This is a genomic window from Stenotrophomonas sp. ZAC14D1_NAIMI4_1, from assembly GCF_003086775.1.
Classification (GTDB): Bacteria; Pseudomonadota; Gammaproteobacteria; order Xanthomonadales; family Xanthomonadaceae; genus Stenotrophomonas.
Genome location: NZ_CP026001.1, coordinates 1,611,080 through 1,635,684, shown reverse-complemented (window position 1 = coordinate 1,635,684; position 24,605 = coordinate 1,611,080). Strand labels below are relative to the sequence as shown.

The following is a 24,605-nucleotide window of genomic DNA, read 5'->3' as shown; positions in this document are numbered from 1 at the left end:
CGGCGGAACGCATCACCGCGCGGCCACCGGCGGGGCGTCCTGCCAGCCCAGGCCCAGGCTCTTCTGCAGGCCCACGTAGCGCACCAGCAGCTGCAGGCGCGCCTGGGCGGCGGCATCCTGCGCCTGCAGGCGCTGGCGCTGCACGTCCAGCAGATCGATCTGCGAGGTGGCGCCCGCCTGCCGGCGCTGGTTCATCAGCGCCAGCGAGCGGTCCGCCGAGGCCTCGGCACGGACGCTGGCCTGCAGCTGCTGGCGGGCGGCACCGAAGCGTGCCAAGGCGGTGTTGGCGTCCTGCAGCGCAGCCAGCACCGTGCCTTCGTAGGCCGCCAGCCGCGCCTCGTTGCCGGCCCGGGCCTGGGCCACGCGCGCCTTGTTCACCCCGAAATCGAACAGCGACCAGCGCAGGAAGGGGGCGACGATGGTGGCCGCCGAATCCGGCCCCAGATCGGACACCGACGTGGCCCCGGCACCGATGGTGCCCAGCAGGGTCACCTGCGGGAAGTAGGCCGAGATCGCCTGGCCGATCTGCGCCGAGGAGGCCGCCAGCTCGCGCTCGGCCTTGCGTACATCCGGACGTCGCTGGATAAGCGCACCGGCATCATCCACCGGCACGCTGGCCGGCAGCGCCGGCAGCGCCTGGTCCGCGGCCAGCCGCGCATCCAGCGCGCCCGGCTCGCGGCCGACCATCAGGGCCAGCACATCGCGGGCCTCATCCGCCTGCGCCTGCAGCGGTGGCAGCGCGGCCTGCTGCTGTTGCAGCTGGGCCTGCGCACGTTCGACCTGCAGGTCCGAATCGGCCCCGCGCTGGCGGCGCTGGCGGGTCAGCTGCAGGCTGTCATCGGCCGCGCGCAGGTTGTCCTCGGCCAGCGCGATGCGCTCGCGGCTGCTGCGGTAGCCCAGGTAGACCTGCGCCAGCTCGGCCGCCAACTGCACCTGCGCATCGGCCAGCGCCGCCGCATTGGCCTCGGCTTCGGCGGCGGCCTGTTCGGCCGCGCGGCGACGGCGGCCGAACAGATCCAGCTCCCAGCTGGCATCGAAGCCGGCCACGTACAGCTCGGTATCCAGATCGATATCGGCAAACTGCTGGCGCAGCTGCGCCGCCTCCTGCGGGCGACCGTTGGCCTCGGCCACGCCCGCGATGTTCTCGCCGAGGCCACGCACGCTGTTTTCCAGGGAATCAGGCACCTTGACGTTGGCATAGCCCGCGGCCGCGCCCACGCTGGGCAGCTGCTCGGCGCGGCGCTGGCGCTGCAGCGCGCGCGAGGCCAGCAACTTGGCCTGCGCCGCGCGCAGGTTGGGGCTGTTGCGCAGCGCCTCGTCCACCAGCTGGTCCAGCAGCGGATCGTTCAGTGCGCGCCACCACTGGCTGGGCGGCGTGGCCGGCTGCACATCGGCCTGCGCGGCGCGTGGCAGCCGTGCCTGCGCGGTCGCGTTGCCAGCCACGTCCGGCTTCACGTAATCCGGCCCGAGCATGCAACCGGCCAGCAGCAGCGGCAGCGTGGCCGGCCACAGCCGGTGCAGGCGAAGGGAAGCGGTGAGCGTCGTCGAAGTCATCAGTGCATCGCCAATGGAACGCCCTTGGGCAGGGGCTTGAGCAGGAAAACCAGTGGCAGGGTCGCCACCACGATCAGGCCGAAGATCCAGAACAGGTCGTTGTAGGCCATCACCATCGCCTGCAGCTGCACGGTCTGCGCCAGCACCGCCATTGCCTGCGTCGCGTCGCCCAGCTGCTGGCCATAGGCGTGCAGCGCATCCTGGGCGATGGTCGAGTTGGCGGTGACGCTGCTGCCGATCGCATCGATGTGCAGGGTGGCGCGGCGTTCCTGGAAGGTGGAAATGATGGCCAGCCCGATCGAGCCGCCGAGGTTGCGCGCGGCGTTGAACAGGCCCGAGGCATCGCTGGTGTATTCGCGCGGCACCGAGGTGATGGCCGCCTGGTTCAGGGCCATCATCGCCAGCGCCAGGCCGCAGCCCTGCAGCAGCTGGCCGATGACGAAGTGCGGGCCGATGCTGTCCGGCGTCAGCCCCAGGTTGACGAAGCAGGCGGCGGCGAAGCACAGCATGCCGCCGAACACCATGATGCGTACGTCCACCGTTTCCAGCATCTTCGGCATCAACGGCATCAGCAGGATCGTTGGCAGGCCCGCCAGCAGCAGCACGTAGCCGGCCTGCTCGGTATTGTAGCCGGCGATGATCGCCAGGAACTGCGGGATCATGTACATGACCCCGAACAGGATCATGCCCACCGCCATCACCATCACGAACACCGCGCCGAAACTGCGCTGGAACAGGATGTTGAGGCGGATGACCGGCGCCTTGCTGGTGAACTGGGAAAGCGCCAGCAGGGCGAAACCCAGCAGCGAGACGAGGCTGAGCACCACGATCATGGTCGATTCGAACCAGCGCTCGCGCTGGCCGTCTTCCAGCACCACAGTGAGCGCGGACAGGCCGGCGGTCATGCCGAGGATGCCCAGCCAGTCGGCGCGCAGCAGCCCGCCCCAGTTCGATTTCTCATGCGGCAGGCCGAGCAGCAGCAGCGCGACCAGGCCGGCGCAGATCGGCACGTTGATGAAAAACGCGTAGTGCCAGCTGACGTTCTCGGTCAGCCAGCCGCCCAGCAGCGGGCCGATCACGGGCCCGAGAATGACGGTCATGCCGAACAGCGCGGTGCCCAGCGGCTGCTGCTTCGGTGGCAGCCGCGTGCCGACGATGGTCAGCGCGGTGGGAATCAGCGCGCCGCCGGCAAAGCCCTGCCCTACCCGCCCGGCGATCATCATCGGCAGCGAATCGGCCAGGCCGCACATCACCGAGAACGCGGTGAACAGCGTGGCGCAGATCAGCAGGAAGGTGCGCAGGCCCAGCGTGCGCACGAACCAGCCGGTCAGCGGAATCATCACGATTTCCGAGACCAGGAAAGCGGTGGAGATCCAGGTGCCCTCGGTGCCGCTGGCGCCGACCTCGCCCTGGATGGTGGGCAGCGCCGCGTTGACGATGGAGATATCCAGCGTGGCCATGAACGAGCCGATGGTGCCGGCCGCCACGGCCAGCCACGCACCGGCATCGGCCTTGCCTCCGGCGGCGGGCGCTGCGGGGGCGGTGGTGGCGTTCATCGCGCCGGTGCGGCCGTGGCCTCGGCCTCATCGCGGGTGCGCTCGCGCGCGTCCTTGGCATTGCGCGTATCGACCGTCACTTCCACCGACATGCCCGGCACCAGCACCTTGCGCGCCTCGGCTCCGGCATCGACACGGATGCGTACCGGCACGCGCTGCACGACCTTGGTGAAGTTGCCGGTGGCGTTCTGCGGCGGCAGCAGCGCGAACTGCGAGCCGGTACCCGGCGAGATGCTTTCCACCGTGCCGTGCAGGGTGGTGCCCGGCAGCGCATCGACCTTGATCTCGGCGGGCTGTCCGGCGCGCATCAATCCCACCTGGGTTTCCTTGAAATTCGCGCTGAGGTACAGCGATTCGACCGGCACGATGGTCATGGTGCGGGTGCCGGCAGCGACGAACTGGCCCACCTGTACGGTCTTGTTGCCGACGCGCCCGTCGATGCGCGCGCGCAGCTCGGTGTCCTCGAAGGCGACGCGTGCCTGCGCGGCATCAGCCTGCGCCTGCTTCAGTCCGGCCTGGGCCTGTTCCAGCTGCGCCTGGCTGGCCTCGATCTGGCTCTGTGCGCCCTGGATCTGCGCCCTGGCAGCGTCGTACTGGGCCTGGGCGCGCTCGACATCGTGGCGCAGGCTTTCCACATGCTCGTGAGTGTCGGCGCCACTGGCGGCCAGCGGGGTGAAGCGGGCCAGCTCGGCCTTGCCGAAACGCAGCGAGGCCGTGGCGGCGGTGAGCTGGGTGCGTGCCTGCAGCAGGCTGGACTGCTGGCCCTGCACGCCGGCGGCGGCGGCGGCGATATCGGCTTCGCGCACGGCGATCACCGCCTCGGCCTGGTCCAGGGTGGCGCGGTAAGTGCGCGGGTCGATGCGCAGCAGCGGTTCGCCGGCCTTGACCCACTGGTTGTCCTGCACCAGCACTTCGGTGACGTAGCCGTTGATGCGCGGTGCGACGGCGACGGCGTCGGCCTGCAGGTAGGCGTTGTTGGTGTCCTGCAGGTAGCGGCCGACCAGCAGGTGGTAGACGAGCCAGGCGACCAGCGCGATGACCACGACGATGCCGATGAGGGCCAGGGTCCAGCGGACCTTGGGGTTCTTCAGCGGCGAAGGCTTGTCCTCTTGGGTGGAGGCGTCTTCGTCGGTGGGGGCGTCGGTGCGCTGGGGGTGGTCGGTCATTGTCTCGTCGTGGCTGTGGTCGGTGCCATACGGGACGGTAGGGGAAGGGGTGCGGAGGTGAGGTGAAAGCGTTTGTCGCTTGCCGGCGATTAGTTCCCGGTTGGCAGGGTGCAGAGCAGAGGCAAAGGCAAAAAAAAACGGAGGCCGTTGGCCTCCGTTTTTCTGCTTGGTGGAGGCCGACCGTTGGTCGGCCCTACCAGAAAGCGTGCCGACCAACGGTCGGCACCTACTTGCCTGTCTTCACTTCGGTCCACAGGCGGGTGTAGAGCTTGTCGGTTTCCGGGGTGTTGATCGAGTAGGTGAACATCTTCTCGGCCACGTCGGCCGGCGGGTAGATGGTCGGGTCGGTGCGGATCGCTTCGTCCACCAGCGGGGTCGCGGTCGGCACCGGGTTGGCGTAGTGGATGAAGTTGGTGTTGGCCGCGGCGACCTTCGGTTCCAGCAGGTAGTTGATGAATTTGTAGGCCGCTTCCGGATGCTTGGCGTCCTTCGGGATCGCCAGCATGTCGAACCACTGCGGTGCGCCTTCCTTCGGGATCGAGTAGGCCACGTGCACGCCGTTGCTCGCTTCCTCGGCGCGGTCGCGGGCCTGGATGATGTCACCCGACCAGCCCACCACCAGGCAGGTGCCGCCGTTGGCCAGCGAACCCACGTACTGCGAGGAGTGGAAGTTCTGCACGTACGGACGGATCGACTTCAGCAGGTCGGCGGCCTTCTGCAGCTCGGCCGGGTCGCCGCTGTGCGGGTCCAGGCCCAGGTAATGCAGGGCGATCGGGATCATGTCGGCCGGCGTGTCCAGGATGGTCACGCCGCAGTCCTTCATCTTCGCGATGTTTTCCGGCTTGAAAATCAGGTCCCAGCTGTTGGCGATGTCGGCGCTGCCGCCGAAACGCTCCTTCAGCATGTCCACGTTGTAGCCGATGCCGGTGGTGCCGATCATGTACGGCACGCCGTACTTGTTGTCCGGGTCCTGGGTGGCGATGCGCTTCATCACCGACGGGTCCAGGTTGGCCAGGTTCGGGATCTTGCTCTTGTCCAGCGGCAGGAACACGCCGGCCTGGATCTGGCGGCCGAAGAAGTTCAGCGTCGGCACCACCACGTCGTAGCCGCTGTTGCCGGCCAGCAGCTTGGTCTCGACCATCTCGTCGCTGTCGAACACATCGTAGGTCACCTTGATCCCGCTCTCCTTCTCGAAGGTCGGGATGGTGTCCTCGGCAATGTAATCGCTGTAGTTGTAGACGTTCAGGACCTGGCTGTCCTGCGCGCCACCGTTGCCACCGCCACAGGCGGCAAGCATGGCGGAGGCCAGGCCGAGCGTGAGGATACGCAGCTTCATCGGGTGCTCCAGAATGCGGAATGGGGGGAGGCCGGCGGGGCCGGCGACGGGTGCCAGCCTACCCCCCGGCGGCTCATTCATCAATTGCAGCCCTTCACACGTTCAACAGCAGGAACTCACGCTCCCAGGAGCTGATGACGCGGAAGAAGGTCTCGTATTCCTTGCGCTTGACCGAGATATAGGCCCGGCAGAAGCGTTCGCCCAGCAGGGCCTGCAGTTCGGCGCACTGTTCCAGCCCATCCAGCGCCTCGCCCAGCGAGCGCGGCAGGTTGTAGCCCAGCTCCTTGGCGCTGCCGGTCACCGGGGCGTCCGGGGCCAGCCGCTCGCGGATGCCCAGCAGCCCGCAGGCCAGGGTCGCGGCCATCGCCAGGTAGGGATTGGCATCGGAGCCGGCGAAGCGGCTTTCCACCCGCATGTTCTCCGGCGTGTCCAGCGGCACGCGCAGCCCGCAGGTACGGTTGTCGTAGCCCCAGTGCACGTTGCTCGGCGAGACCTCGCCGAACACCAGGCGCCGGTAGGAATTGACGTTCGGCGCGAAGAAGGCCATCGCCTGCGGCACGTACTTCTGCAGCCCGCCCAGGTAATGGCCAAAGACCGGGCTGAACTCGCCCTCGCCATGGGTCTCGCCGGTGAACACGTTGCTGCCGTCGCTCACCCGCACCAGGCTCTGGTGGATGTGCATGGCGCTGCCCGGCTCGTTCTCCATCGGCTTGGCCAGGAAGGTGGCGTACACACCGTGGCGCATCGCTGCCTCGCGCATGGTGCGCTTGAACAGGAACACCTGGTCGGCCAGGTCCATCGCATCGGCGTGGGTGAAGTTCACTTCCAGCTGCGCCGCACCGGATTCGTGGATCAGCGTGTCCACGTCCAGCTTCATCGCATCGGCGTAGTCGTACATCAGGTCGAGGATGGGATCGAACTCGTTGACCGCATCGATCGAGTACGACTGCCGCGCCGTCTCCGGGCGCCCGGAACGACCAGCCGGCGGCAGCAGCGGGAAATCCGGGTCGGTGTTCTTCTGTACCAGGAAGAATTCCAGCTCCGGCGCCACCACCGGGCGCAGGCCCAGTTCGGCGTACGCGGCCAGCACGCGGCGCAGGACGTTGCGCGGGGCCAGCTCATGCGGCTCGCCGGTCTTGGTGTAGCAGTCATGGATGACCTGCGCGGTGGCATCGGCCGCCCACGGCACCATGCGCACCGTGTCCGGGTCGGGCCGCAGCATCATGTCCGAGTCCGACGGCGAGGTCAGGTCGTAGTAATCGTCGGGGAATTCGCCGGTGACCGTGGTCGCGAAGATGCCTTCGGGCAGGCGCGTGCCGTAGTCGTGCGAGAACTTGTCGGCGGGAATGATCTTGCCGCGCGCGTTGCCGGTGATGTCCGGCACCAGGCATTCGACCTCGGTGATGCGCCGCTCCTTCAGCCAGCGCAGCAGGCTGCTTTCCTGCGGTGCGGGGGGCGTGGCCGTCTTGCGCGGGCGAGGTCGGGAACTCATCGGGAATCCAGTCGGTTCTGTTGGTACTGCCGGCAAGCTTGGCCGAAAGCACGGAAAATAGCGTGATAGAACGGCGCCTGCATGACACGCCACTCCGGGTGCCACTGTACGCCGAGCACGAAGCAATGGTCGTTGCTGCGTGCAGCTTCAACGAGGCCATCATCGGCCCACGCCTCCACCTGCAGGCCATCGGCCAGCCGCGCGATGCCCTGACCATGCACGGAATTGACCTGTGCCCGCTCGCTGCCCTGCCACTGTGCGAGCCAGCCACCCCGGGCCAGGCTGACGGCGTGCGCCGGGCCATACTGCACCTCGACCGGCGCCTGCGGGTCCTCGCGATGGTCGGACAGCCCGGGCACTGCATGTACCTGCGGATGCAGGCTGCCGCCCAGTGCCACGTTCAATTCCTGGAAACCGCGGCAGATCGCCAGCACCGGCAGGTCCCGCGCCAGCGCGGCCTGTAGCAGGGCAAAGGCGTTGCCATCGCGCGCGGGGTCGTGCAGGTTGCCCGGCCAGCTGCGGCCGCCTTCATAGTGCTGCGGTTCGATATTGCTGACCGCCCCGGTCAACAGCAGGCCATCCAGCCCCTGCAGCCAGTCGTCGGCCGGCAGCGGCGGCTGCAGGCTGGGCAGCACCAGCGGAGTGACCGCCGCCGCATCGACCAGCGCGCGCACGTACTTTTCCCCAGCCACCGCGAAATGGTGATGGCCGAGCACGGTGCTGTCGGTGGGCAGGCCCACCCAGGGCAGGCGGCGCATGGGGAAACTCCTTGGCGTGGAGCCAAAATACCCGTCGGCGCGCGCAGGCGGCAAGTCATCGCCGTCACACCCCGGCGCGCGCGTATCGGCCAGACTATGCGGGTGAACAGTGATCGCCCTCCCCCGCCCTGTCCCTGCATCGCGCGCCCGCGAGGCCTGCCGTGAGCGCGGATTTCCCGCCCAGCTGGTACGCCAGCAGCCTGCCCGAGCCGGCCCCGCTGCCGCCATTGCGCGGAGAGGTGCAGGCCGACGTGGCCGTGCTCGGCGCCGGTTACACCGGCCTGACCGCCGCACTGGAGCTGGCCCAGCGCGGCTACCGCGTGGTGCTGCTGGAAGCGCAGCGCATCGGCTGGGGAGCGTCGGGACGCAACGGCGGCCAGGCGCTGGTGGGCTACGGCTGCGAGGTGGATGAGCTGGAACGCCAGCTCGGCCGCGACGACGCCCGCCACCTGTTCGACTGGTCGCGCGAGGCGGTGCAGTCGATGCGCCAGCGCATCGCGCGGCACGGCATCGACTGCCACTGGGTGGAAGGCCATGCCAGCGTGGCGATCCGTGCGCGCCACGAACGCGACCTGCGCGCCGGCTGCGAACACCTGCAGCGCCATTACGACTATCCGATGCAGTGGTGGGAGCGCGACGTCCTGCACGCGCAGCTGGACAGCCCGCGTTACCGCGCCGCGATGTTCGACCCGCTCAGCGCGCACCTGCATCCGCTGGCCTACGCCCGCGGCCTGGCCGATGCCGCCCGCGCGGCCGGCGTGGCCATCCACGAACACTCACCGGTCACCCGCGTGCAGCGCGGCGCGCAGGCCACCCTGCATACCGTGCAGGGCAGCGTACGTGCCGCGCACCTGGTGGTGGCTGGCAACGCCTTGCTGCAGGGGCTGCTGCCGGAACTGGAGTGCCGCGTCATGCCGGTCGGCACCTACATCGGCGCCAGCGCGCCGCTGGGCGCCGAGCGCGCGCGGCAGCTGATCCGCAACGACATGGCGGTGGCCGACACCGCCTGGGCCCTGGATTACTTCCGCCTCAGCCATGACCACCGCCTGCTGTTCGGTGGCCGTGCCAGCTATTCGGCGCTGCCGCCGCCGGGGCTGCGCGGGGTGATGCAGCGGCGCATGCACGAAGTCTTCCCGCAGCTGGCCGACGTGGCCCTGGAGCAGGTCTGGGGCGGTTATGTGGACATCACCCGCAACCGTGCGCCGCACTGGGGCCGGCTGGACGGCAACCTTTATTTTGCCCAGGGTTTCTCCGGGCACGGCGTGGCCGCCGCCGGCCTGGCGGGCGAAGTGATCGCTGCCGCCATCGACGGCCAGAGCGCACGCCTGGATGTGTTCCAGCGCCTGCAGCACGCGCCGTTCCCGGGCGGCCGGCTGCTGCGCATGCCGCTGCTGGTGGCGGCGATGTCCTGGTACAAGCTGCGCGACGCACTGTGGTAGCACGGCCGCGGCCGGATTATCCCGGCACACGCACCAATCAGAACGACCTCATTATCAAAGGGCTGCCGCGTTCCCGCTGAAAGGTGATTCAGGTAAATCACACCATTGGTGTGATGACTTTCTCACTTGTGGAATTCAGGCGTGCGGCGATTGCATATTCGGACGCCTGCCGATACCGTCGGTCCAACCGGGGCCCGCGGCGAATGGAAGCTGACAGGGTACGTAGACAGGAAGGGGAAGTACGATTGAACTGGTGGAATGAAGGCCTGCAGTTGAAGTTGCGCATCCATCCGGCAGGTCTTGCCCTGGCTGCGCTGTATGCGATTGCATGCTGGGGCGCACGGCAGCTTTCCCTTGACCAGTTCTACCTTCCTGCGGGGGTCCGCGTCGCGGCGGTTCTTCTTTGCCCCCCGCGGCTATGGCCTTATCTGCTGCTGGGCGAGTACGCCTATTTCGCGCAGATGCGCGTGCCCATGATCGATAAGTATGGACCGGCCTGGGTAGTGCTGGGCTCGACCTTGCTGATGCCCGCCGTCATGCTGATCGTGCATCTGCACAGAAAGTTCATGACCTCCAGCAGGAACACGTGGCTTATCTCCGTTGCCGCCTCATGTGCCGTAGCGGTCACGTCACTCAACCTGGTGCTGGCACACCTGCTATGGCCGGTGCCTCCGGCGATGCCCGTACTGGCGAGCATCGCACGTCTTGTGGTCGGCGATTTCATCGGCATCCTCACTCTCGCGCCTCTGGCACTGCTGTGGATACGCCGAAGCACACATCCTGCTTGGACACGGGGCTTCGCCCTTCAGGCAGGGGCGGCGCTTACCGTGATGACCGTGCTGGGACTCTACGCGGCACAGCTGCCATTGGACGAGGTGAATGCCAAAACGTCCATGCAGTTGATGATGGTGATACCCGTGGTGGTGATGACCTGCCTGTATGGCTGGCGTGGTGCTGCCATCGGCGTTCCATCCCTCAACCTGATCATTGGGCTTTCCACTCCCGGCCCTTACACCGGCGCCTTTGATTCAGCCGCTTTCGCAACCCAGCAGGTCATGGCCACCACCGGTGTTGCATTGCTGGTGCTGGGATCGCGCATCTCCCATTACTATCACCGTTCCCGGCTGGGTGAAGTCGGCGAACGAGATGCGCTCAAGCACGCGCGCAATTCTCTTGTCGCAAGCGAGCTGGACCTTCGCGAACGTGCACGACACCTCAGGAAGTTGGGCGATGGGATTGATACCTCGCTTGATGAAGTCGCGAACTGGCTGAGCGCGCAGGGACATCCAACTGTCGCAAACAGCCTGTTACACATGGCTTCGGTCCATTCACGACAGTTCCGCGAACAGACAAGCATGGTGTATCCCGCAGCGCTGGAACATCTGGGTCTATACGTTGCCCTTCAGGCAGGCGGCGTTCGCGAAGCCTGGGACCTGAGCAATCGAGTCCTGCGTCCGCGCCTTCTCGGTGACCCTTGCCAGCTCAGCACTGGCCTGCAGCTGGCCGCCTACCGCGCTCTCAATGACGCGGTTTCGTTGCTGCTCAACCATGAAACCGGACAGATCCAGGTTCGTGCGCGGTGCGGCGGTGTCGGCTCACGTCGCGGCATACTGATGTCCGTCGCACTGCTGGACGGCTACCGCGCGTTGTCAGCGGAAACCCGCGAGGCGGCCATCGAACGTTTGGCGGGCCGCGCGATGGCGTATGGCGGCTCGGTGCAGTCGCAACGCAACCGGATCAGAATTGCGTTGATCGAGACAGGAGCACCGGCGCCTCTTCCTTCGTTTCATCCGGCAGATCGTAGTGCCTCCTTCGACGGGGAACACTCTCAGACCCGGGCCTGAAAACAGGGCGGCGCCGTGAAGTCCGGCGCCGCCCCGCCTGAATCATCTGAAGCTCATGGAGCTTCCACCGACCAGACCACCTCATCGCCACTCCGGTAACGGACCAGCGAGAAGTCGCTTGACTGGTAGATCTGCGAGCGAACGGCTCCGGCGGGCACGCCGATACGCTGTTCGGGCAGCGACACCTTCGCCGAATTGCTCCCAGCGGGAAGCACGAAGTAGGTGCCACCGGCGTTGCCGATGATCAACTGCACGTTCCCCGTCAGGTCATTGACCTGCAGGTACATGACACCGTCGCGCTGGAATCCATACAGCAACCACGCCGGATCCTGACTCAGGTTGACAGCCAGCGGCGCGGACTGTCCCAGCCCGGCAGTCGCCAGCGGCTTTCCGTGAAAATCCGACGGGCCTCCAGCATAAGCGGGCGCTACGGCAAGCAACATGATTCCACTAGCTGCACCAGAACGTAGGAATCGCACAATGACCTCCAGGTCGAAGTTGATGTCGGGAACCTCAGCGCGATACTAACCGCTTCGCGGCAGGCGTATGGCACCTGACGGAAACTTGCACCCCATTTCCCTAAAGTTTCTTCCGCAACCGCCGCTATCCATCCCGAGCGCCCCTCCCTCACGTGAGCCTCCGCACCATGCCCGTCCTCCCGCAGGTCGTTGTCGATGGCGACCTGGCCGACCCCCTTCCGCAGCGGATCCTGCTGGTGGAGAACTCACGCGCGTTCACTGGAATGCTGCGCGAAGCCATTGAACAGCGCCTGGAACTGCCGGTGGTGGTGGCCTCCACCCTGGCCGAGGCGGGCCGCCTGCTGAGCGACGAAGGCGGCTGGTTCCTGGTCCTGACCGGGCTGGTGCTGGCCGACGGTGACCGCGATGCGGTCGTCGAGTTCTTCCTCAAGCGCGACCTGCCCACCGTGGTGGTCAGCAGCGTGTACGACGAAGACCTGCGCAAGCGCGTGCTGCAGCAGCAGATCATCGATTACGTGCTGAAGAACACGCCCGGCAGCGTCGACTACCTGGTGTGGCTGGTGCAGCGGCTCGAACGCAACCGTCGCATCGCCGCGCTGGTGGTGGATGATTCACCGTCGGCCCGCGGCTACGCCGCCGCACTGCTGCGCATGTACGGCCATGAAGTGTTCGAGGCCGCCGACGGCGCCGAAGGCCTTGCGGCCATCGAGGCACACCCGGCGATCCGCCTGGCCGTGGTCGACCAGGAAATGCCGGGCATGCAGGGCGTGGAATTCACCCGCCGCCTGCGTACCCTGCGTTCGCGCGACAAGGTGGCGGTGATCGGCATCTCCGGCAACACCGACGCCTCGCTGATCCCGCGCTTCCTGAAGAACGGCGCCAACGATTTCCTGCGGAAACCTTTTTCGCGCGAGGAGTTCTTCTGCCGCGTGTCGCAGAACGTCGACCAGCTGGAGCTGATCGGCACCCTGCAGGACCTGGCCACCCGCGATTTCCTCACCGGCCTGCCCAACCGCCGCTGCTTCCTGGAGCAGAGCCAGCGCCAGCTGCCGCAGCTGCAGCTGCATGGCCAGTGCGTGGCGGTGGCGATGATCGACATCGACCACTTCAAGCACATCAACGACACCCATGGCCATGAGGCCGGCGACGATGCGCTGCGCGCGGTGGCACGTGCGGTGGGTGACCACGCACGCAGCCAGGACCTGATCGCACGCTTCGGCGGCGAAGAGTTCTGCCTGCTGGTGCCGGAGATGGAGCAGGATGAAGCCATCGTCTACTTCGAGGAGCTGCGCCAGCGCATCGCCGCGCTGGAAGTGGACATCGGCACCGCCACCCTGCGCATGACCGTCAGCATCGGCCTGTGCTGCCTGCGCCCGCAGCGCGATGCGCTGCACCGGCTGATCTCCGAAGCCGACCGCCAGCTCTACCTGGCCAAGGCCGCCGGCCGCAACCGGGTCAGCTGCACCACCGTGGCCAGCCCGCTGCGCCCACGCGAAGCGGCGATGGCCGGCGCGCTTTGATCCAGATCAACGCCGCCTGAGCGCGGCCGCCCTACAGTCGGCCCCGACATGAAAATGAAGGGGAGCCGGGGATGGCACTACTGGTATGGCAGGACGATCTGAACATCGGCATCGATGTGATCGATCAGCAACATCGGCGCATCGTGGAGATGCTCAACCATCTGCACGTGGCGCAGGCCGGGCTGCAGACGGCGGTGGTGGCCGAGGTGATCGACGAAGTGGTGGACTACACCATGTCCCACTTCGCGTTCGAGGAAGAGTTGATGGAGGAAGCGGGCTACCCGTTCTGTGCCGCGCACAAGCGCGTGCATGAAATCTTCATCAAGCGCGTGGCCGAGTACCGGCTGCGCTTCAAGGCCGGCGAGGACATCACCGACGAGCTGCGGACGATGCTCTCGCGCTGGCTGTTCAACCATATCCGCGGCGATGACCAGGCCTACGCCGAGCAGGTCAAGGCGCACCTGAACCAGTTCGCACGCGAGCACCAGAGCGGCGGCTGGCTGGGCCGTACGCTCAAGCGTGTCTTTGGTTGAGCTGGGCGCGCCGCTGCAGCGCCAGCAGTGCGCACAACGTGGCCACCGCGGTCAGGCACAGGTAGTAGCCGACCGCGACCAGGCCGAAGCGTTCGGCCAGCCACGTGGCCAGGTAAGGCGCCGGGGCCGCGCCCAGGATGCCGGCCAGATTGAACGACAGTGAGGCGCCGGTGTAGCGCACTTCCACCGGGTAGATCTCGGCCAGGAAGGTCCCGCACGGGCCGTAGGTCAGGCCCATCAGGAACAGGCCCAGGCACAGGAAGGTAAACACCAGCCATGGGCTGTGCGCCTGGAACAGCGGCGCGAACAGCACGCCGAAGCCGAGAATCAGCAGGCTGGCGAACACCATCGTGCGGCGTGTGCCCCAGCGGTCGCCGTAGCGCGCCGACAGCGGGATGCCCGCCGCGAAGAACAGCATCGCGCCCATCTGCATCAGCAGGAACTGCTCGCGGCTGTAGCCCAGCACTGCCGTACCGTGGCCCAGGCTGAACACCGTCATCAGGTAGAACAGCACGAAGGTGGCGAACGCACCCAGCGTGCCCAGCAGCATGGGCAGCCAGTGGTCACGCAGCACCGTCCACATCGGCAACCGCACCGGTGCCTTGCGCTCCAGCGCCTGCTGGAAATCGGGGGTCTCGTGGATGTTCAGGCGCACCCACAGGCCCAGGCCGACCAGCAGTGCGCTGGCCACGAACGGAATGCGCCAGCCCCACTGCAGGAAATCCTGCTGGCCCAGGCAGCGGCCCAGCAGCAGGAAGATGCCGGCCGACAGCAGGAAGCCCAACGGCGCGCCCAGCTGCGGGAACATGCCGTACCAGGCGCGCTTGCCCGGCGGCGCGTTCTCGGTGGCCAGCAGCACCGCCCCACCCCATTCCCCACCCAGGCCCAGCCCCTGCCCGAAGCGGCACAGTGCCAGCAGTGCCGGCGCCCACAGCCCGATCTGCGCATGCGTGGGCAGCAGGCCGATGGCCACGGTGGACAGGCCCATGGTCAGCAGCGCCGCCACCAGCGTGGCCTTGCGGCCGATGCGGTCGCCGAAGTGGCCGAATACCGCCGAGCCCACCGGGCGCGCGATGAAGGCCACCGCGAACGTCGCCAGCGATTGCAGCAGGGCCGCCTTGTCGCTGCTTTCCGGGAAGAACAGGTGCGGGAACACCAGCACCGCCGCGGTGGCGTAGATGTAGAAATCGAAGAACTCGATGGTGGTGCCGATGAGGCTGGCCAGCAGGACACGGCTGGGGGAATTCACGGGCGGCGCAGCAGCGGTGATCGAGGACATCGGCAAGGCGTGGAAGGTGGATCGACCGATTCTGCCACGCGCGGGCGGCCGGACGGGACGATGGTTACAGGCGACACCGATGCCAACGGAATTTTTCCGTGCAATGGTTACGCTGCGCCACCGGTCCCTGCATGGATGCTTGCCGATGGCCCCTGTGGTTGCGTTGCGCTGGTCCGACTCACCGCAGCTGCCGCGCACGGTGGCCTGCCTGTTCGTGGTGCTGCTGCATGCCCTGCTGGGCGCGTGGCTGTGGCAGGGCAGCCATCCCGGCACGGCGCCCGGCAATGATGAACGGATCAGCCTGCGTTGGCTGCCGGCGTTGCTGCAGCCGCCCTCGCCGCGCGGCGTGCCCACCGAGGTATCGGCGGCACCGACGCCTGCCCGCCCCGCGCGGCGGCTTGCGCCTGTACCGCTGCCGCCGGCAGATGTGGAAAGCGGCAGCACGCCGACACAGGCACCTCTCCTGCTGGGCCTGCCGGCCGGCAGCATCGATGGCGGTGATGGCATCACGGCGGCGGGCGTGGCGCCACGCCTGACCGGCCGCCGCGAGGTGCACCCGGCCTTTGCGCCGCGACGGAACTACTTCCGCATCCGCAGGACGATGACGCCCGAGCAGATCGTGCACGGCGTGGCACAGCTGCTGGGCCTGTGGCCGCCGGGGTATATCGTCGACCCTTGCCAGCTGGGGAAGCAGGACATGGACTATTTCCAGGGTGCGGTGGAGGAGATGGACCGGCAGGCGCTGCGTGATGCGGTGCTGGTGGTGAGCGCGCGGTGCCCGTAGAGTCGAGCTTGCTCGACTGCCTTTCGAGCAGCGCAGCCGAGCATGGCTCGGCTCTACAGAAGATCGAACGGCAGCCGAGCATGGCTATGCCGGTCGTCCTGACCGGCACCCTCCGGGCCGTCGCCATGGGCGACGTTGGCAGCGGCTCCTGCCGCTGCCTTCGGCTCTACAGGAAGCCGGCAGCGCCGGGCCATGCCCGGCGGCGCGACGCTACAACTGGATCCAGGTCGCCTTGATCTCGCTGTACTTGTCGAACGCGTGCAGCGATTTGTCGCGACCATTGCCCGACTGCTTGTAGCCACCAAACGGCGCGGTCATGTCACCGCCATCCCAGCCGTTCACCCACACGCTGCCCGCGCGCAGCTGCCGCGATACGCGGTGCGCGCGGCCCAGGTCGCGCGTCCACAGGCCGGCCGCCAGCCCGTATCGGCTGTCGTTGGCCAACCGCACCGCCTCGGCTTCGCTGTCAAAGCCAAGCACCGCCAGCACCGGTCCGAACACTTCTTCGCGGGCCAGCGCCTGCTCCGGCCGCACCTGGTCGAACACGGTGGGCTGCACATAGCAGCCACCCGCTTCCACCTCGGCGCGCTGCCCGCCCAGCAGCAGGCGTGCGCCGTCGCCTTCGGCGCGGGCAATATCGGCCAACACCTTGTCCATGTGCGCGGCATCGACCAGCGCCCCCATCGGCGCATCGGCGTCCAGCGGATGGCGCGGTTGCATGCGCCGGCCATAGGCCACCACCTGGTGTACGAAATCGTCACGGATCGAACGCTCCACCAGCAGCCGCGAACCGGCCGTGCAGACCTCGCCCTGGTTGAAGAAGATGCCCTGCGCCACGCCCTTGGCTGCCGCATCCAGATCCGGCGCATCGGCGAACACCAGGTGCGGGCTCTTGCCGCCGCACTCGAGCCACACCCGCTTCAGGTTGGAACGGCCGGCGTACTGCAGCAGCCTGGCGCCGGTGGCGGTGGAGCCGGTGAAGGCCAGCACGTCCACGTCCATGTGCAACGCCAGCGGTTCGCCCACATACATGCCCTGCCCGGGCAGCACGTTGAGCACGCCGTCGGGCAATCCGGCTTCGGCGGCCAGTGCCGCCAGCCGCAGCGCGCTCAGCGGTGAGCGCTCCGACGGCTTGAGCACCACCGAATTGCCCATCGCCAGCGCCGGCGCAATCTTCCAGCAGGCCATCAGCAGCGGGAAATTCCACGGCACGATGGCCGCCACCACGCCAGCCGGCTCGCGACTGACCAGGCCCAGTTCGTGCGGGCCGGTCGGCGCGATATCGCCATACAGCTTGTCCACTGCCTCGGCGGTCCAGCGCAGGCAACGCACCACGCCGGGCAGGTCGACGCGCCGCGCATCGCGCACCGGCTTGCCCATGTCCAGGGTTTCCAGCAGGGCCAGTTCATCGGCATGGTGTTCCACCAGCGCGGCCAGTGCCAGCAGCACGCGCTTGCGCTGCGCCGGGCTGGCCTGCGACCAGTGGCCGGCATCGAAGGCACGACGCGCCCCTGCCACCGCGCGCTCCACGTCCTGCGCATCGCAGTCGGCCACCTGGCCGAGCACGCGGCCATCAATGGGACTGATGCAGTCGAAACGGGCGCCGCTGGCCGCGTCCACGTAGCGGCCATCGATGAAGGCCTGCGTGGGAATGGCCAGCTGGCCAGCCAGCGCCTGCCAGTGGGTGCGGTCGGGGAAGTCAGCCATGTCCGGCTCCAGGCAGCAATTGCCCCGTTTATACCGCCGCGGCCGTGATGCGGCCGTCCTCCTGCGGCACTGTCACCGCGATGACGCGGCTGCGCTACAGTCGCTGCATCGGAACCGACGGAGGCGGCATGAAGAACCCCGCGATCGACCCGCATGCGCTGGCCACCCAGCGTCCCGATTCACTGGACGCGTACTGGATGCCGTTCACCGCCAACCGCCAGTACAAGGGCGCCCCCCGCATGCTGGTGCGCGCCGAGGGCATGCACTACGAGGACATCGACGGGCGCAGCATCCTCGACGGCGCCGCCGGCCTGTGGTGCTGCAACGCCGGCCACGCGCGCCCGCGCATCGTCCAGGCCATCGCCGAACAGGCGGCCACCCTGGATTATTCGCCTGCCTTCCAGATGGGCTCACCACCGGCTTTTGCCCTGGCCCAGCGGCTGGCCGCACTGGCCCCGGCCGGGCTCAACCATGTGTTTTTCACCAGCTCCGGCTCGGAGGCGGTGGATACCGCGATGAAGATCGTGCTGGCCCACCATCGCCTGCGTGGCGAGGGCCAGCGGACCCGCTTCATCAGCCGCGAGAAGGCCTACCACGGGGTGGGTTTCGGCGGCATGGCGCTGGGCGGGTTGCCCAACAACCGCAGGCAGTTCGGCCTGCAGCTGGGCGGCGTGGACTTCCTGCGCCACACCCTGGACCTGGAGCGCAACGCGTTCAGCAAGGGCCTGCCGCGCCACGGCGCCGAGCTGGCCGACGACCTCGAGCGGCTGATCGCCCTGCACGATGCGTCGACCATTGCCGCCGTGTTCGTCGAGCCGGTGGCCGGCTCGGCCGGGGTGATCCTGCCCGCTCCCGGCTACCTGCAGCGGCTGCGCGAGATCTGCGACCAGCACGGCATCCTGCTGGTGTTCGACGAGGTCATCACCGGCTTCGGCCGGGTGGGCATGCCCTTCGCCGCACAGCGCTTCGGGGTCACCCCGGACCTGCTGACCTTCGCCAAGGGCGTCAGCAACGGCGCCGTGCCGCTGGGCGGGGTGCTGGTGGGTGATGCCGTGCATGCCAGCTTCATGCAGGGCCCGGCGCAGGCCATCGAGCTGTTCCATGGCTATACCTATTCCGGCCACCCGCTGGCCTGCGCGGCGGCCCTGGCCACCCTGGACATCCACGCCGAAGAACGCTTGTTCGAGCGCGCCATCGAGCTGGGCGAGTACTGGCAGGAGCGCCTGCATGCCCTGCAGGGGCTTTCCAACGTGGTGGACATCCGCAACTTCGGCCTGGTCGGCGCGGTCGAGCTGGCGCCGCGCAGGGATGCCGCCGGTGCCCGTGGCTACGAGGTGTACCGGCGCTGCTTCCACGACGGGCGGCTGCTGGTGCGCTGCACCGGTGACATCATTGCCCTGTCGCCGCCGCTGATCGTGGACAAGGCACAGATCGACCAGATCACCGGCACCCTGGGCGAGATGATCCGGGCCACCGCCTGAGGCCGGGCCGGCAGCGGCGAGCGGGTACAATGGTCGGTTCCGCTCCTGACTGTTGCCGTGCCCATGGACATCGTCGTCAAAGAAGAACTGAAGGCCTACATCGACCCGCTGACCGCGGACGAACACGACGCGCTGGAGCGCAGCATCCTGGCCGAGGGCTGCCGCGATGCGCTGGTGCTGTGGGGCGATGTGCTGGTGGACGGCCACAACCGCTTCGGCATCTGCCAGAAGCACGGCCTGCCCTTCAACACCGTGCAGAACACCCGCTTCCAGAGCATGGAAGACGTGCACCTGTGGATGATCGAGCAGCACCTGGGCCGCCGCAGCGTCTCCGACTTCCAGCGCGGCGTGCTGGCCCTGCGCAAGCGCGACATCCTGTCTGCGCGCAAGCAGGTGGAACAGGCGCAGCTGCAGCGTGAGAGCGACGGTACCGCCGATCCGGCCGACGACGCGGGCGAAGACAGCCCGCCGTGGGAACCGGCACCGAAGGTCAGCCGCGCCGAACTGGCCCGCGAAGCCAAGCTGAGCACCAGCCAGGTGGGCATGATCGAGCGTATCCACGCCCAGGCCGCGGCCGAGGTGGTGGAAGCGGTGAAGGCCGGCGTGATCTCGATCAGCGCCGCCGCCGCCGTGGCCGACCTGCCGGAAGAAGAGCAGCGTGCGGCTGCCGCCGGTGGCAAGGATGAACTGAAGCAGGCCGCCAAGCGCGTGCGCGATTCCAAGCGCAAGCCGCGCGCACCCAAGCCTGAAGCTGCCGAGATGGATTTCGAGGAGCCGAGCGAGGATGAGGTCGCCAGCCGCGATGCCGAGGTGCTGTCCGCACTGGAGCAGCTGGGCGAGGACGCCCCGGCGCTGCGTCGCCGCGTGGTGGCCCTGACCCGCGAGAATGACACCCTGCGCGCGCAGCTGGCCGCGCTGCGCAGGCAGCTCGAAACCCAGTAACCGGTAGTGCCGGCCGCTGGCCGGCAACGCCGATACGGCTTCACCGCCCATGGAATGCCGGCCAGCGGCCGGCACTACCGGACGCTCATGCGGTGCCGGTTAGACTCTCCCCATGACGTCTGCCATCGATCCGCGCCGCGCGCAGCTGCGCCGCCTGAAAGCCATTGCCCTCGGCCTGCTGGTGTTGATGCTGGCCGGGTTTGCGGTCAGCCACTGGCAAGGCGAACGCGGCGCCTGGGCCTGGGTGTCGGCCTTCTGCGAGGCCGCTGCGGTCGGCGCGCTGGCCGACTGGTTCGCGGTGGTGGCGCTGTTCCGGCGGCCGATGGGCCTGCCCATTCCGCATACCGCGATCATCCCGCGCAGCAAGGAACGCATCGGCGACAGCCTGGCCGTGTTCGTGCGTGACCAGTTCCTCGAGCCCGGCGTGCTGCTGGCCAAGCTGCAGGTGTTCGATCCGGCCAGCCGCCTCGGCAGCTGGCTGGCCGATCCGGCGCGTTCGCGCATGCTGGCCGACATGGCACGCGGCTGGGCGTTGCAGGCATTGGATTTCTTCGACGAAGGCGCCGTGCGCCGGCAGCTGCATAGTTTCGTGGTACAGCAGTTGCGGCAGTGGAATGCAGCGTCCACCGCCGGCGAACTGCTGGCCCTGCTGACCGCCGATGGCCGCCACCAGCGCGTGCTGGACGAGGGCCTGCAGCGGCTGGGCCGCTGGCTCGAGCAGCCGGAAGTGAAGGAGCGCGCCTCGCAGTTGATCGTGCGCTACATCCAGCGCGAGTGGCCGACGCTGTCGAGCACGGTGAACTGGGTGAAGCCGATCGACGAGATCGGTGACAGCCTGGCCGCGCGGCTGGCGCGGGCGGTGCTGGAGGAACTGCAGCAGGTGCTGGCCGAACCGCAGCATCCGTTGCGGCAGGATTACGAGACCTGGTTGGGCAACTACGTGCAGCGCCTGCGCGAAGACCCGGCGCTGGCCGAACGCATCGAGCAGCTGAAGCAGGAAATGATCGACCACCCGGCCCTGCAGGAGTACGTGCAGGGGCTGTGGGCGCGCATCCATGCCAGCCTGCGCGCTGACCTGCAGCGCGAGGATTCGGCGCTGGTCGGCCACCTGCAGCGCAGCCTGGCGTCGCTGGGTGCGACGCTGCAGGCCGATCCGGCGCTGCGCGATGCCCTCAACCAGCATCTTCTGGAGGGCGCGCAACGACTGACCGAGCGCCTGCGCGAGGGCGTGACCACGCATATCGCGCAGACGGTGAAGGGCTGGGACGAGCGGCACCTGGTGGAGCAGCTGGAGCTGAGCGTGGGGCGTGACCTGCAGTTCATCCGGTTCAACGGCACGCTGGTGGGTGGGTTGATCGGGCTGCTGCTGCATGCGGCGACGGTGGTGTTCAGGTTCTGATGATTGCTTGGCAGGGCTGCGCCCTGCACCCGCAGAGGCAACGTCAACGTCAAAAGCCTGCATTCCGTGGGTTGGCGGGGTGGGTCCGGTTGAGGGGGACGCCGTAAACCCATCCCTGGGGGCTTGGTCGCGGCATCCATGCCGCTCACACCCCCTCAACCGGACCCACCCCGCCTTCGACAGTTTCCCGCGAGCTGTTGGAACCTGCTGCTGATGGTGGGTGCCGACCGTTGGTCGGCACGGGGCCGGATGGTTGGTGGGTCCCGACCGTTGGTCGGCACGGGGCCGGATCCCGTTGTTGCGCGACCGGGGTCACACTCCTTATGCTCCCGCGCCATGCGGGCCAGGGTGGCCCGTGGGGGGATCCATGCGAAGGATATGGGTGTTGCTGCCGCTGCTGGCGGCGGCCGCTGATGCGTGCGCGCAGCGTGTGTACAAGTGCAACGACGGTGGCCGTACCGTCTACCAGACCGTGCCGTGCCCGAGTGGGCAGGACACGGGCGTGACGCGGCCGATCGTGCGTGATCCCAAGCTGAGCTGGCAGGAATCGGAACGGGTGGACCGCGAGCTGCGCGATGCGCGTCGCCAGCTGCAGGCCAATGCTGGCCGCAGTGCGCCGCAGGGCACTGGCGCCGTGATCGAGGCCGCCAGCAACGCCGAGGCCTGCGACAAGGCCCGCACGCGCCGGGAAATGGCCGAGTGGTTCGGCACGCGCACGCCGCAACGGCAACTCAACGACGAGGTCACCCGCGCCTGCGCATCGCGCTGAAGGCTGGGGCACCTGCCCCGGCCAGGCCACGCTTGATTAACGAAATGCGAATGCCTATCATTTACCGATCGGTTGTACGCTCAGCCACCTGGCGCCCCCACCGCGCTTCCGCCCGTGTACATCCCCGGCTCCTCGTGCGCCGACGGTCCAGGCCGTCAGCGCGTGGCGATGGGAGATGCCTCGGGTCGCGCGATTCCGCGCAGGCGCCCGCACGCATGGATTCCATCGCTGATGTTTTTCTCCTGCATGGAATCGCACTGTATGGCCCGATCGAACATCCCCGCCGTTTCACCCTTGGCGCTGGCCCTGGCCACGCTGTTGTGTGCCCCGCTGGCCCACGCCGATGCACCGTCCGCTGCCGATGCGCGCACGCTGGACACGGTGAAGGTGACCGCCGACGGCGAGATCCAGAACGGCTACACGGTGAAGAACACCCGCAGCGCGACCAAGCTGGACCTGTCGCTGCGCGAGACGCCGCAGTCGGTCACCGTCATCACCCGCCAGCGGCTGGATGACATGGGCCTGTTCTCGCTGTCCGATGTGATGGGCCAGGTGACCGGCGTGCACGTGGCAGTCACCGACAGCGAGCGCATCAACTATGTGTCGCGCGGCTACAACATCACCAATTTCCAGATCGACGGCATGCTCAATACCTTCGGTGGGTCGATCAAGACCAATACCGACAACGTGATCTACGAGCGCATCGAAGTGATCCGCGGTGCCACCGGCCTGACCACCGGTGCCGGCGATCCCTCGGGCACCATCAGCATGGTGCGCAAGCGCCCCACCGACACGTTCCAGATGGGCGCCAACCTGACGCTGGGCCGCTGGGGCAACCAGCGCCTGGAAGCCGACCTGGGCGGCCCGATCGCCTGGGACGGCCGCATCCGCGCGCGCGTGGTCGCCGCCAAGCAGCAGAGCGATTCGTTCCGCGATGTCTACAAGCTCGACAAGGATGTGTTCTACGGCATCGTCCAGGCCGACCTGACCGACAGCACGCTGTTCGAAGTGGGCTATGAGTATCAGTCGCCGCACACCACCGGCGTGACCTGGGGCGTGGTGCCGTACTGGGGCCCGGATGGGACGCCGGCCAACCTGCCGCGCTCGACCAACCTGTCTGCGTCCTGGAGCAGCTGGCCGATCGTGGAAAAGACCACCTTCGCGCGGTTGGAACAGCAGCTGGGCAGCCACTGGTCAGTGAAGGCCGCGATCAGCCGTGCCAAGCGCAACACCGATGGCGCGGTCTGGTATGGCGCGCAGGGCTACCCGCGTGCCGATGGCACCGGCGTGCTCGCCTACATCGGCAACTTCGTGGAAGACAGCACGATGGATGTGGTGGACGTCAACGCCACCGGCAGCTTCGACCTGTTCGGCCACACCCAGGAAGTGGTGTTCGGCGCAGGCCAGTCGGTTCGCAAGGGCGAGTATCCCTCGGCCTCCATCGATCCGTACCCCGCCAGTTACGCCCAGGTTCCCGACTGGCGCCACTGGACCGGCGATGTCGCGCCGCTGTCGGTGACCCGCCCGGGCTACCTCGGTTCGCAGGATGAGCTGCGCCAGCAGGCGGCCTACGTGGCCACCCGCCTGCGCCTGGCCGACCCGCTGCTGGTCGTGGCCGGCGTCCGCTACGGCAACTGGGAAACCAAGACCTGGCGCTACAGCTACGACAGCAGCGGCAACCGCACGGGGACCACGCGTACCGGCTACAAGCCCAAGGACCAGACCACGCCGTACGCCGGCGTGGTGTACGACTTCAACCGCGTGCTCAGCGCGTATGCCAGCTACACCGACATCTTTTCGCCGCAGAACTATCGCGACAGGAACGGCAGCTACCTGGAGCCGGTGGTCGGCAAGATGTACGAAGGCGGCCTGAAGGCCGAGTTCTTCGGCGGCCTGCTGAACGCCTCGGCGGCGATCTTCGAAGGCGAGAAGGACAACGTGGCCGAGGTCGATGATTCGGTGCCGCCGAATTCGCTTCCGGACGGCACCCAGGCCTACCGCTCCACCGGCAAGGGCAACAAGGTGCACGGCTGGGAAGTGGAAGCACAGGGCAGCCTGGGTGAAAGCTGGAACCTGTCGACCGGCTTCGCCCATGCCGTCAGCCGCAGCCAGGCCGGTGTGCTGCAGAACACCCCTACCCCGCAGGACACCTTCCGCCTCAACGCCAGCTGGCGCCCGGGCGGCATTGATGGCCGCTTCTGGCTGGGCGGCGGTGCCACCTGGCAGAGCCGCATCTGGCGCACCAGCACCAAGGCCGATGGCAGCAGGGCCGACATCACCCAGGACGCGTTCTACCTGCTGAACCTGGCCGGCGGCTACCGCTTCAACGAGAACTTCAGCGCCCAGCTCAACATCAGCAACCTGCTGGACAAGAAGTATTACAACAACGTCGGTTTCTACAACGGCGTGTACTGGGGTGAACCGCGCAACGTCAGCGTGACGCTGCGCTGGAAGCTCTGATGCCCTGATGGATGGCGCCGGTTCTGCGACCGGCGCCCGGCCACGGATGGCCACCCCCGGCGCACTTCGGTGCGCCGGCCTTTCTTCCTACGAACCTGCAGGACCGC

19 protein-coding genes are annotated in these 24,605 nt (G+C 67.8%); 10 read left to right on the top strand and 9 right to left on the bottom strand.

The annotated features are described in order from the left end of the window. Positions 1 to 12: 12 nt before the first annotated feature. The 6 genes from C1927_RS07515 to C1927_RS07490 all read right to left on the bottom strand — a co-directional run bounded on the left by C1927_RS07515 (position 13) and on the right by C1927_RS07490 (position 7,862). Positions 13 to 1,554 carry an efflux transporter outer membrane subunit gene (locus C1927_RS07515; protein ID WP_079221326.1) on the bottom strand — a complete coding sequence of 514 codons (1,542 nt, stop codon included), beginning with the start codon at positions 1,552 to 1,554 and terminating at the stop codon, positions 13 to 15. Then, positions 1,554 to 3,110 carry a DHA2 family efflux MFS transporter permease subunit gene (locus C1927_RS07510; protein WP_079221325.1) on the bottom strand — a complete coding sequence of 519 codons (1,557 nt, stop codon included), beginning with the start codon at positions 3,108 to 3,110 and terminating at the stop codon, positions 1,554 to 1,556. The genes C1927_RS07515 and C1927_RS07510 overlap by 1 nt, the downstream gene beginning before the upstream one ends. After that, positions 3,107 to 4,276 (bottom strand): HlyD family secretion protein, encoded by a 1,170-nt coding sequence (locus tag C1927_RS07505; protein WP_108746328.1) that lies wholly within the window; start codon positions 4,274 to 4,276, stop codon positions 3,107 to 3,109. Before C1927_RS07505 ends, C1927_RS07510 begins: the two co-directional genes overlap by 4 nt. A 226-nt stretch (positions 4,277 to 4,502) precedes the next feature. Then, positions 4,503 to 5,612, bottom strand: a complete 1,110-nt coding sequence (locus C1927_RS07500) for a polyamine ABC transporter substrate-binding protein (RefSeq protein WP_079221323.1) — start codon at positions 5,610 to 5,612, stop codon at positions 4,503 to 4,505. A gap of 94 nt (positions 5,613 to 5,706) precedes the next feature. After that, positions 5,707 to 7,104: a glutamine synthetase family protein gene (locus C1927_RS07495; RefSeq protein WP_079221322.1), complete on the bottom strand. Its 1,398-nt coding sequence runs from the start codon at positions 7,102 to 7,104 to the stop codon at positions 5,707 to 5,709. After that, a complete protein-coding gene (locus tag C1927_RS07490; protein WP_108746327.1) occupies positions 7,101 to 7,862 on the bottom strand; it encodes a gamma-glutamyl-gamma-aminobutyrate hydrolase family protein in 762 nt (253 codons plus the stop codon). Before C1927_RS07490 ends, C1927_RS07495 begins: the two co-directional genes overlap by 4 nt. A 161-nt stretch (positions 7,863 to 8,023) precedes the next feature. Here C1927_RS07490 and C1927_RS07485 point away from each other — a divergent pair, with 161 nt between their 5' ends. Together C1927_RS07485 and C1927_RS07480 are read left to right on the top strand one after the other, a co-directional pair. Beyond that, entirely contained in the window at positions 8,024 to 9,301 is a 1,278-nt protein-coding gene (locus tag C1927_RS07485; RefSeq protein ID WP_108746326.1) for an FAD-binding oxidoreductase, read from the top strand. A 203-nt stretch (positions 9,302 to 9,504) separates the two neighbouring features. Then, positions 9,505 to 11,145 carry an MASE1 domain-containing protein gene (locus C1927_RS07480; protein WP_108746325.1) on the top strand — a complete coding sequence of 547 codons (1,641 nt, stop codon included), beginning with the start codon at positions 9,505 to 9,507 and terminating at the stop codon, positions 11,143 to 11,145. Between the two features lie 53 nt (positions 11,146 to 11,198). On the opposite strand, the gene C1927_RS07475 is transcribed toward C1927_RS07480, so the two are convergent. Next, positions 11,199 to 11,588: a hypothetical protein gene (locus tag C1927_RS07475; protein ID WP_254051549.1), complete on the bottom strand. Its 390-nt coding sequence runs from the start codon at positions 11,586 to 11,588 to the stop codon at positions 11,199 to 11,201. A gap of 203 nt (positions 11,589 to 11,791) precedes the next feature. Here C1927_RS07475 and C1927_RS07470 point away from each other — a divergent pair, with 203 nt between their 5' ends. Together C1927_RS07470 and C1927_RS07465 are read left to right on the top strand one after the other, a co-directional pair. Beyond that, on the top strand, positions 11,792 to 13,144 hold the full coding sequence (locus tag C1927_RS07470; protein WP_108746323.1) for a diguanylate cyclase: 1,353 nt from the start codon (positions 11,792 to 11,794) through the stop codon (positions 13,142 to 13,144). A gap of 71 nt (positions 13,145 to 13,215) precedes the next feature. Then, positions 13,216 to 13,677 (top strand): bacteriohemerythrin, encoded by a 462-nt coding sequence (locus tag C1927_RS07465; protein ID WP_079221317.1) that lies wholly within the window; start codon positions 13,216 to 13,218, stop codon positions 13,675 to 13,677. Here the strand turns inward: C1927_RS07465 and C1927_RS07460 are convergent. Further along, on the bottom strand, positions 13,658 to 14,956 hold the full coding sequence (locus tag C1927_RS07460) for an MFS transporter (RefSeq protein ID WP_079221316.1): 1,299 nt from the start codon (positions 14,954 to 14,956) through the stop codon (positions 13,658 to 13,660). The genes C1927_RS07465 and C1927_RS07460 overlap by 20 nt on opposite strands. A gap of 145 nt (positions 14,957 to 15,101) precedes the next feature. Between C1927_RS07460 and C1927_RS07455 the strand changes: the two genes are divergently transcribed. Next, complete coding sequence (locus tag C1927_RS07455) at positions 15,102 to 15,740, top strand: hypothetical protein (RefSeq protein ID WP_108746322.1); 639 nt, start codon at positions 15,102 to 15,104, stop codon at positions 15,738 to 15,740. Positions 15,741 to 15,950: 210 nt separating this feature from the next. On the opposite strand, the gene C1927_RS07450 is transcribed toward C1927_RS07455, so the two are convergent. Continuing rightward, on the bottom strand, positions 15,951 to 17,447 hold the full coding sequence (locus C1927_RS07450; RefSeq protein ID WP_079221314.1) for an aldehyde dehydrogenase: 1,497 nt from the start codon (positions 17,445 to 17,447) through the stop codon (positions 15,951 to 15,953). 128 nt (positions 17,448 to 17,575) lie between these two features. On the opposite strand from C1927_RS07450, the gene C1927_RS07445 reads away from it, so the two are divergent. From C1927_RS07445 to C1927_RS07425, 5 genes are all read left to right on the top strand, one after another. Further along, complete coding sequence (locus C1927_RS07445) at positions 17,576 to 18,928, top strand: aspartate aminotransferase family protein (RefSeq protein ID WP_079221313.1); 1,353 nt, start codon at positions 17,576 to 17,578, stop codon at positions 18,926 to 18,928. A gap of 63 nt (positions 18,929 to 18,991) precedes the next feature. Beyond that, on the top strand, positions 18,992 to 19,870 hold the full coding sequence (locus C1927_RS07440; RefSeq protein ID WP_079221312.1) for a plasmid replication/partition related protein: 879 nt from the start codon (positions 18,992 to 18,994) through the stop codon (positions 19,868 to 19,870). Between the two features lie 112 nt (positions 19,871 to 19,982). Next, complete coding sequence (locus C1927_RS07435) at positions 19,983 to 21,269, top strand: DUF445 family protein (RefSeq protein WP_108746321.1); 1,287 nt, start codon at positions 19,983 to 19,985, stop codon at positions 21,267 to 21,269. Positions 21,270 to 21,654: 385 nt separating this feature from the next. Beyond that, positions 21,655 to 22,038, top strand: coding sequence for a DUF4124 domain-containing protein (locus C1927_RS07430; RefSeq protein WP_159095319.1), 384 nt, complete (start codon positions 21,655 to 21,657; stop codon positions 22,036 to 22,038). Between the two features lie 261 nt (positions 22,039 to 22,299). Continuing rightward, the gene (locus C1927_RS07425) at positions 22,300 to 24,498 is read left to right on the top strand and encodes a TonB-dependent siderophore receptor (RefSeq protein WP_108746319.1); all 2,199 of its coding nucleotides are present in this window, start codon (positions 22,300 to 22,302) and stop codon (positions 24,496 to 24,498) included. Positions 24,499 to 24,605 lie beyond the last annotated feature (107 nt).

Coding starts and splice junctions, on each gene's coding strand:
- C1927_RS07440 (WP_079221312.1), top strand. CDS start 18,992: ATGGACATCGTCGTCAAAGAAGAACTGAAGGCCTACATCGACCCGCTG.
- C1927_RS07505 (WP_108746328.1), bottom strand. CDS start 4,276: ATGACCGACCACCCCCAGCGCACCGACGCCCCCACCGACGAAGACGCC.
- C1927_RS07455 (WP_108746322.1), top strand. CDS start 15,102: ATGGCCCCTGTGGTTGCGTTGCGCTGGTCCGACTCACCGCAGCTGCCG.
- C1927_RS07450 (WP_079221314.1), bottom strand. CDS start 17,447: ATGGCTGACTTCCCCGACCGCACCCACTGGCAGGCGCTGGCTGGCCAG.
- C1927_RS07495 (WP_079221322.1), bottom strand. CDS start 7,104: ATGAGTTCCCGACCTCGCCCGCGCAAGACGGCCACGCCCCCCGCACCG.
- C1927_RS07490 (WP_108746327.1), bottom strand. CDS start 7,862: ATGCGCCGCCTGCCCTGGGTGGGCCTGCCCACCGACAGCACCGTGCTC.
- C1927_RS07470 (WP_108746323.1), top strand. CDS start 11,792: ATGCCCGTCCTCCCGCAGGTCGTTGTCGATGGCGACCTGGCCGACCCC.
- C1927_RS07435 (WP_108746321.1), top strand. CDS start 19,983: ATGACGTCTGCCATCGATCCGCGCCGCGCGCAGCTGCGCCGCCTGAAA.
- C1927_RS07510 (WP_079221325.1), bottom strand. CDS start 3,110: ATGAACGCCACCACCGCCCCCGCAGCGCCCGCCGCCGGAGGCAAGGCC.
- C1927_RS07465 (WP_079221317.1), top strand. CDS start 13,216: ATGGCACTACTGGTATGGCAGGACGATCTGAACATCGGCATCGATGTG.
- C1927_RS07500 (WP_079221323.1), bottom strand. CDS start 5,612: ATGAAGCTGCGTATCCTCACGCTCGGCCTGGCCTCCGCCATGCTTGCC.
- C1927_RS07425 (WP_108746319.1), top strand. CDS start 22,300: ATGGCCCGATCGAACATCCCCGCCGTTTCACCCTTGGCGCTGGCCCTG.
- C1927_RS07475 (WP_254051549.1), bottom strand. CDS start 11,588: ATGTTGCTTGCCGTAGCGCCCGCTTATGCTGGAGGCCCGTCGGATTTT.
- C1927_RS07515 (WP_079221326.1), bottom strand. CDS start 1,554: ATGACTTCGACGACGCTCACCGCTTCCCTTCGCCTGCACCGGCTGTGG.
- C1927_RS07460 (WP_079221316.1), bottom strand. CDS start 14,956: ATGTCCTCGATCACCGCTGCTGCGCCGCCCGTGAATTCCCCCAGCCGT.
- C1927_RS07480 (WP_108746325.1), top strand. CDS start 9,505: ATGGAAGCTGACAGGGTACGTAGACAGGAAGGGGAAGTACGATTGAAC.
- C1927_RS07445 (WP_079221313.1), top strand. CDS start 17,576: ATGAAGAACCCCGCGATCGACCCGCATGCGCTGGCCACCCAGCGTCCC.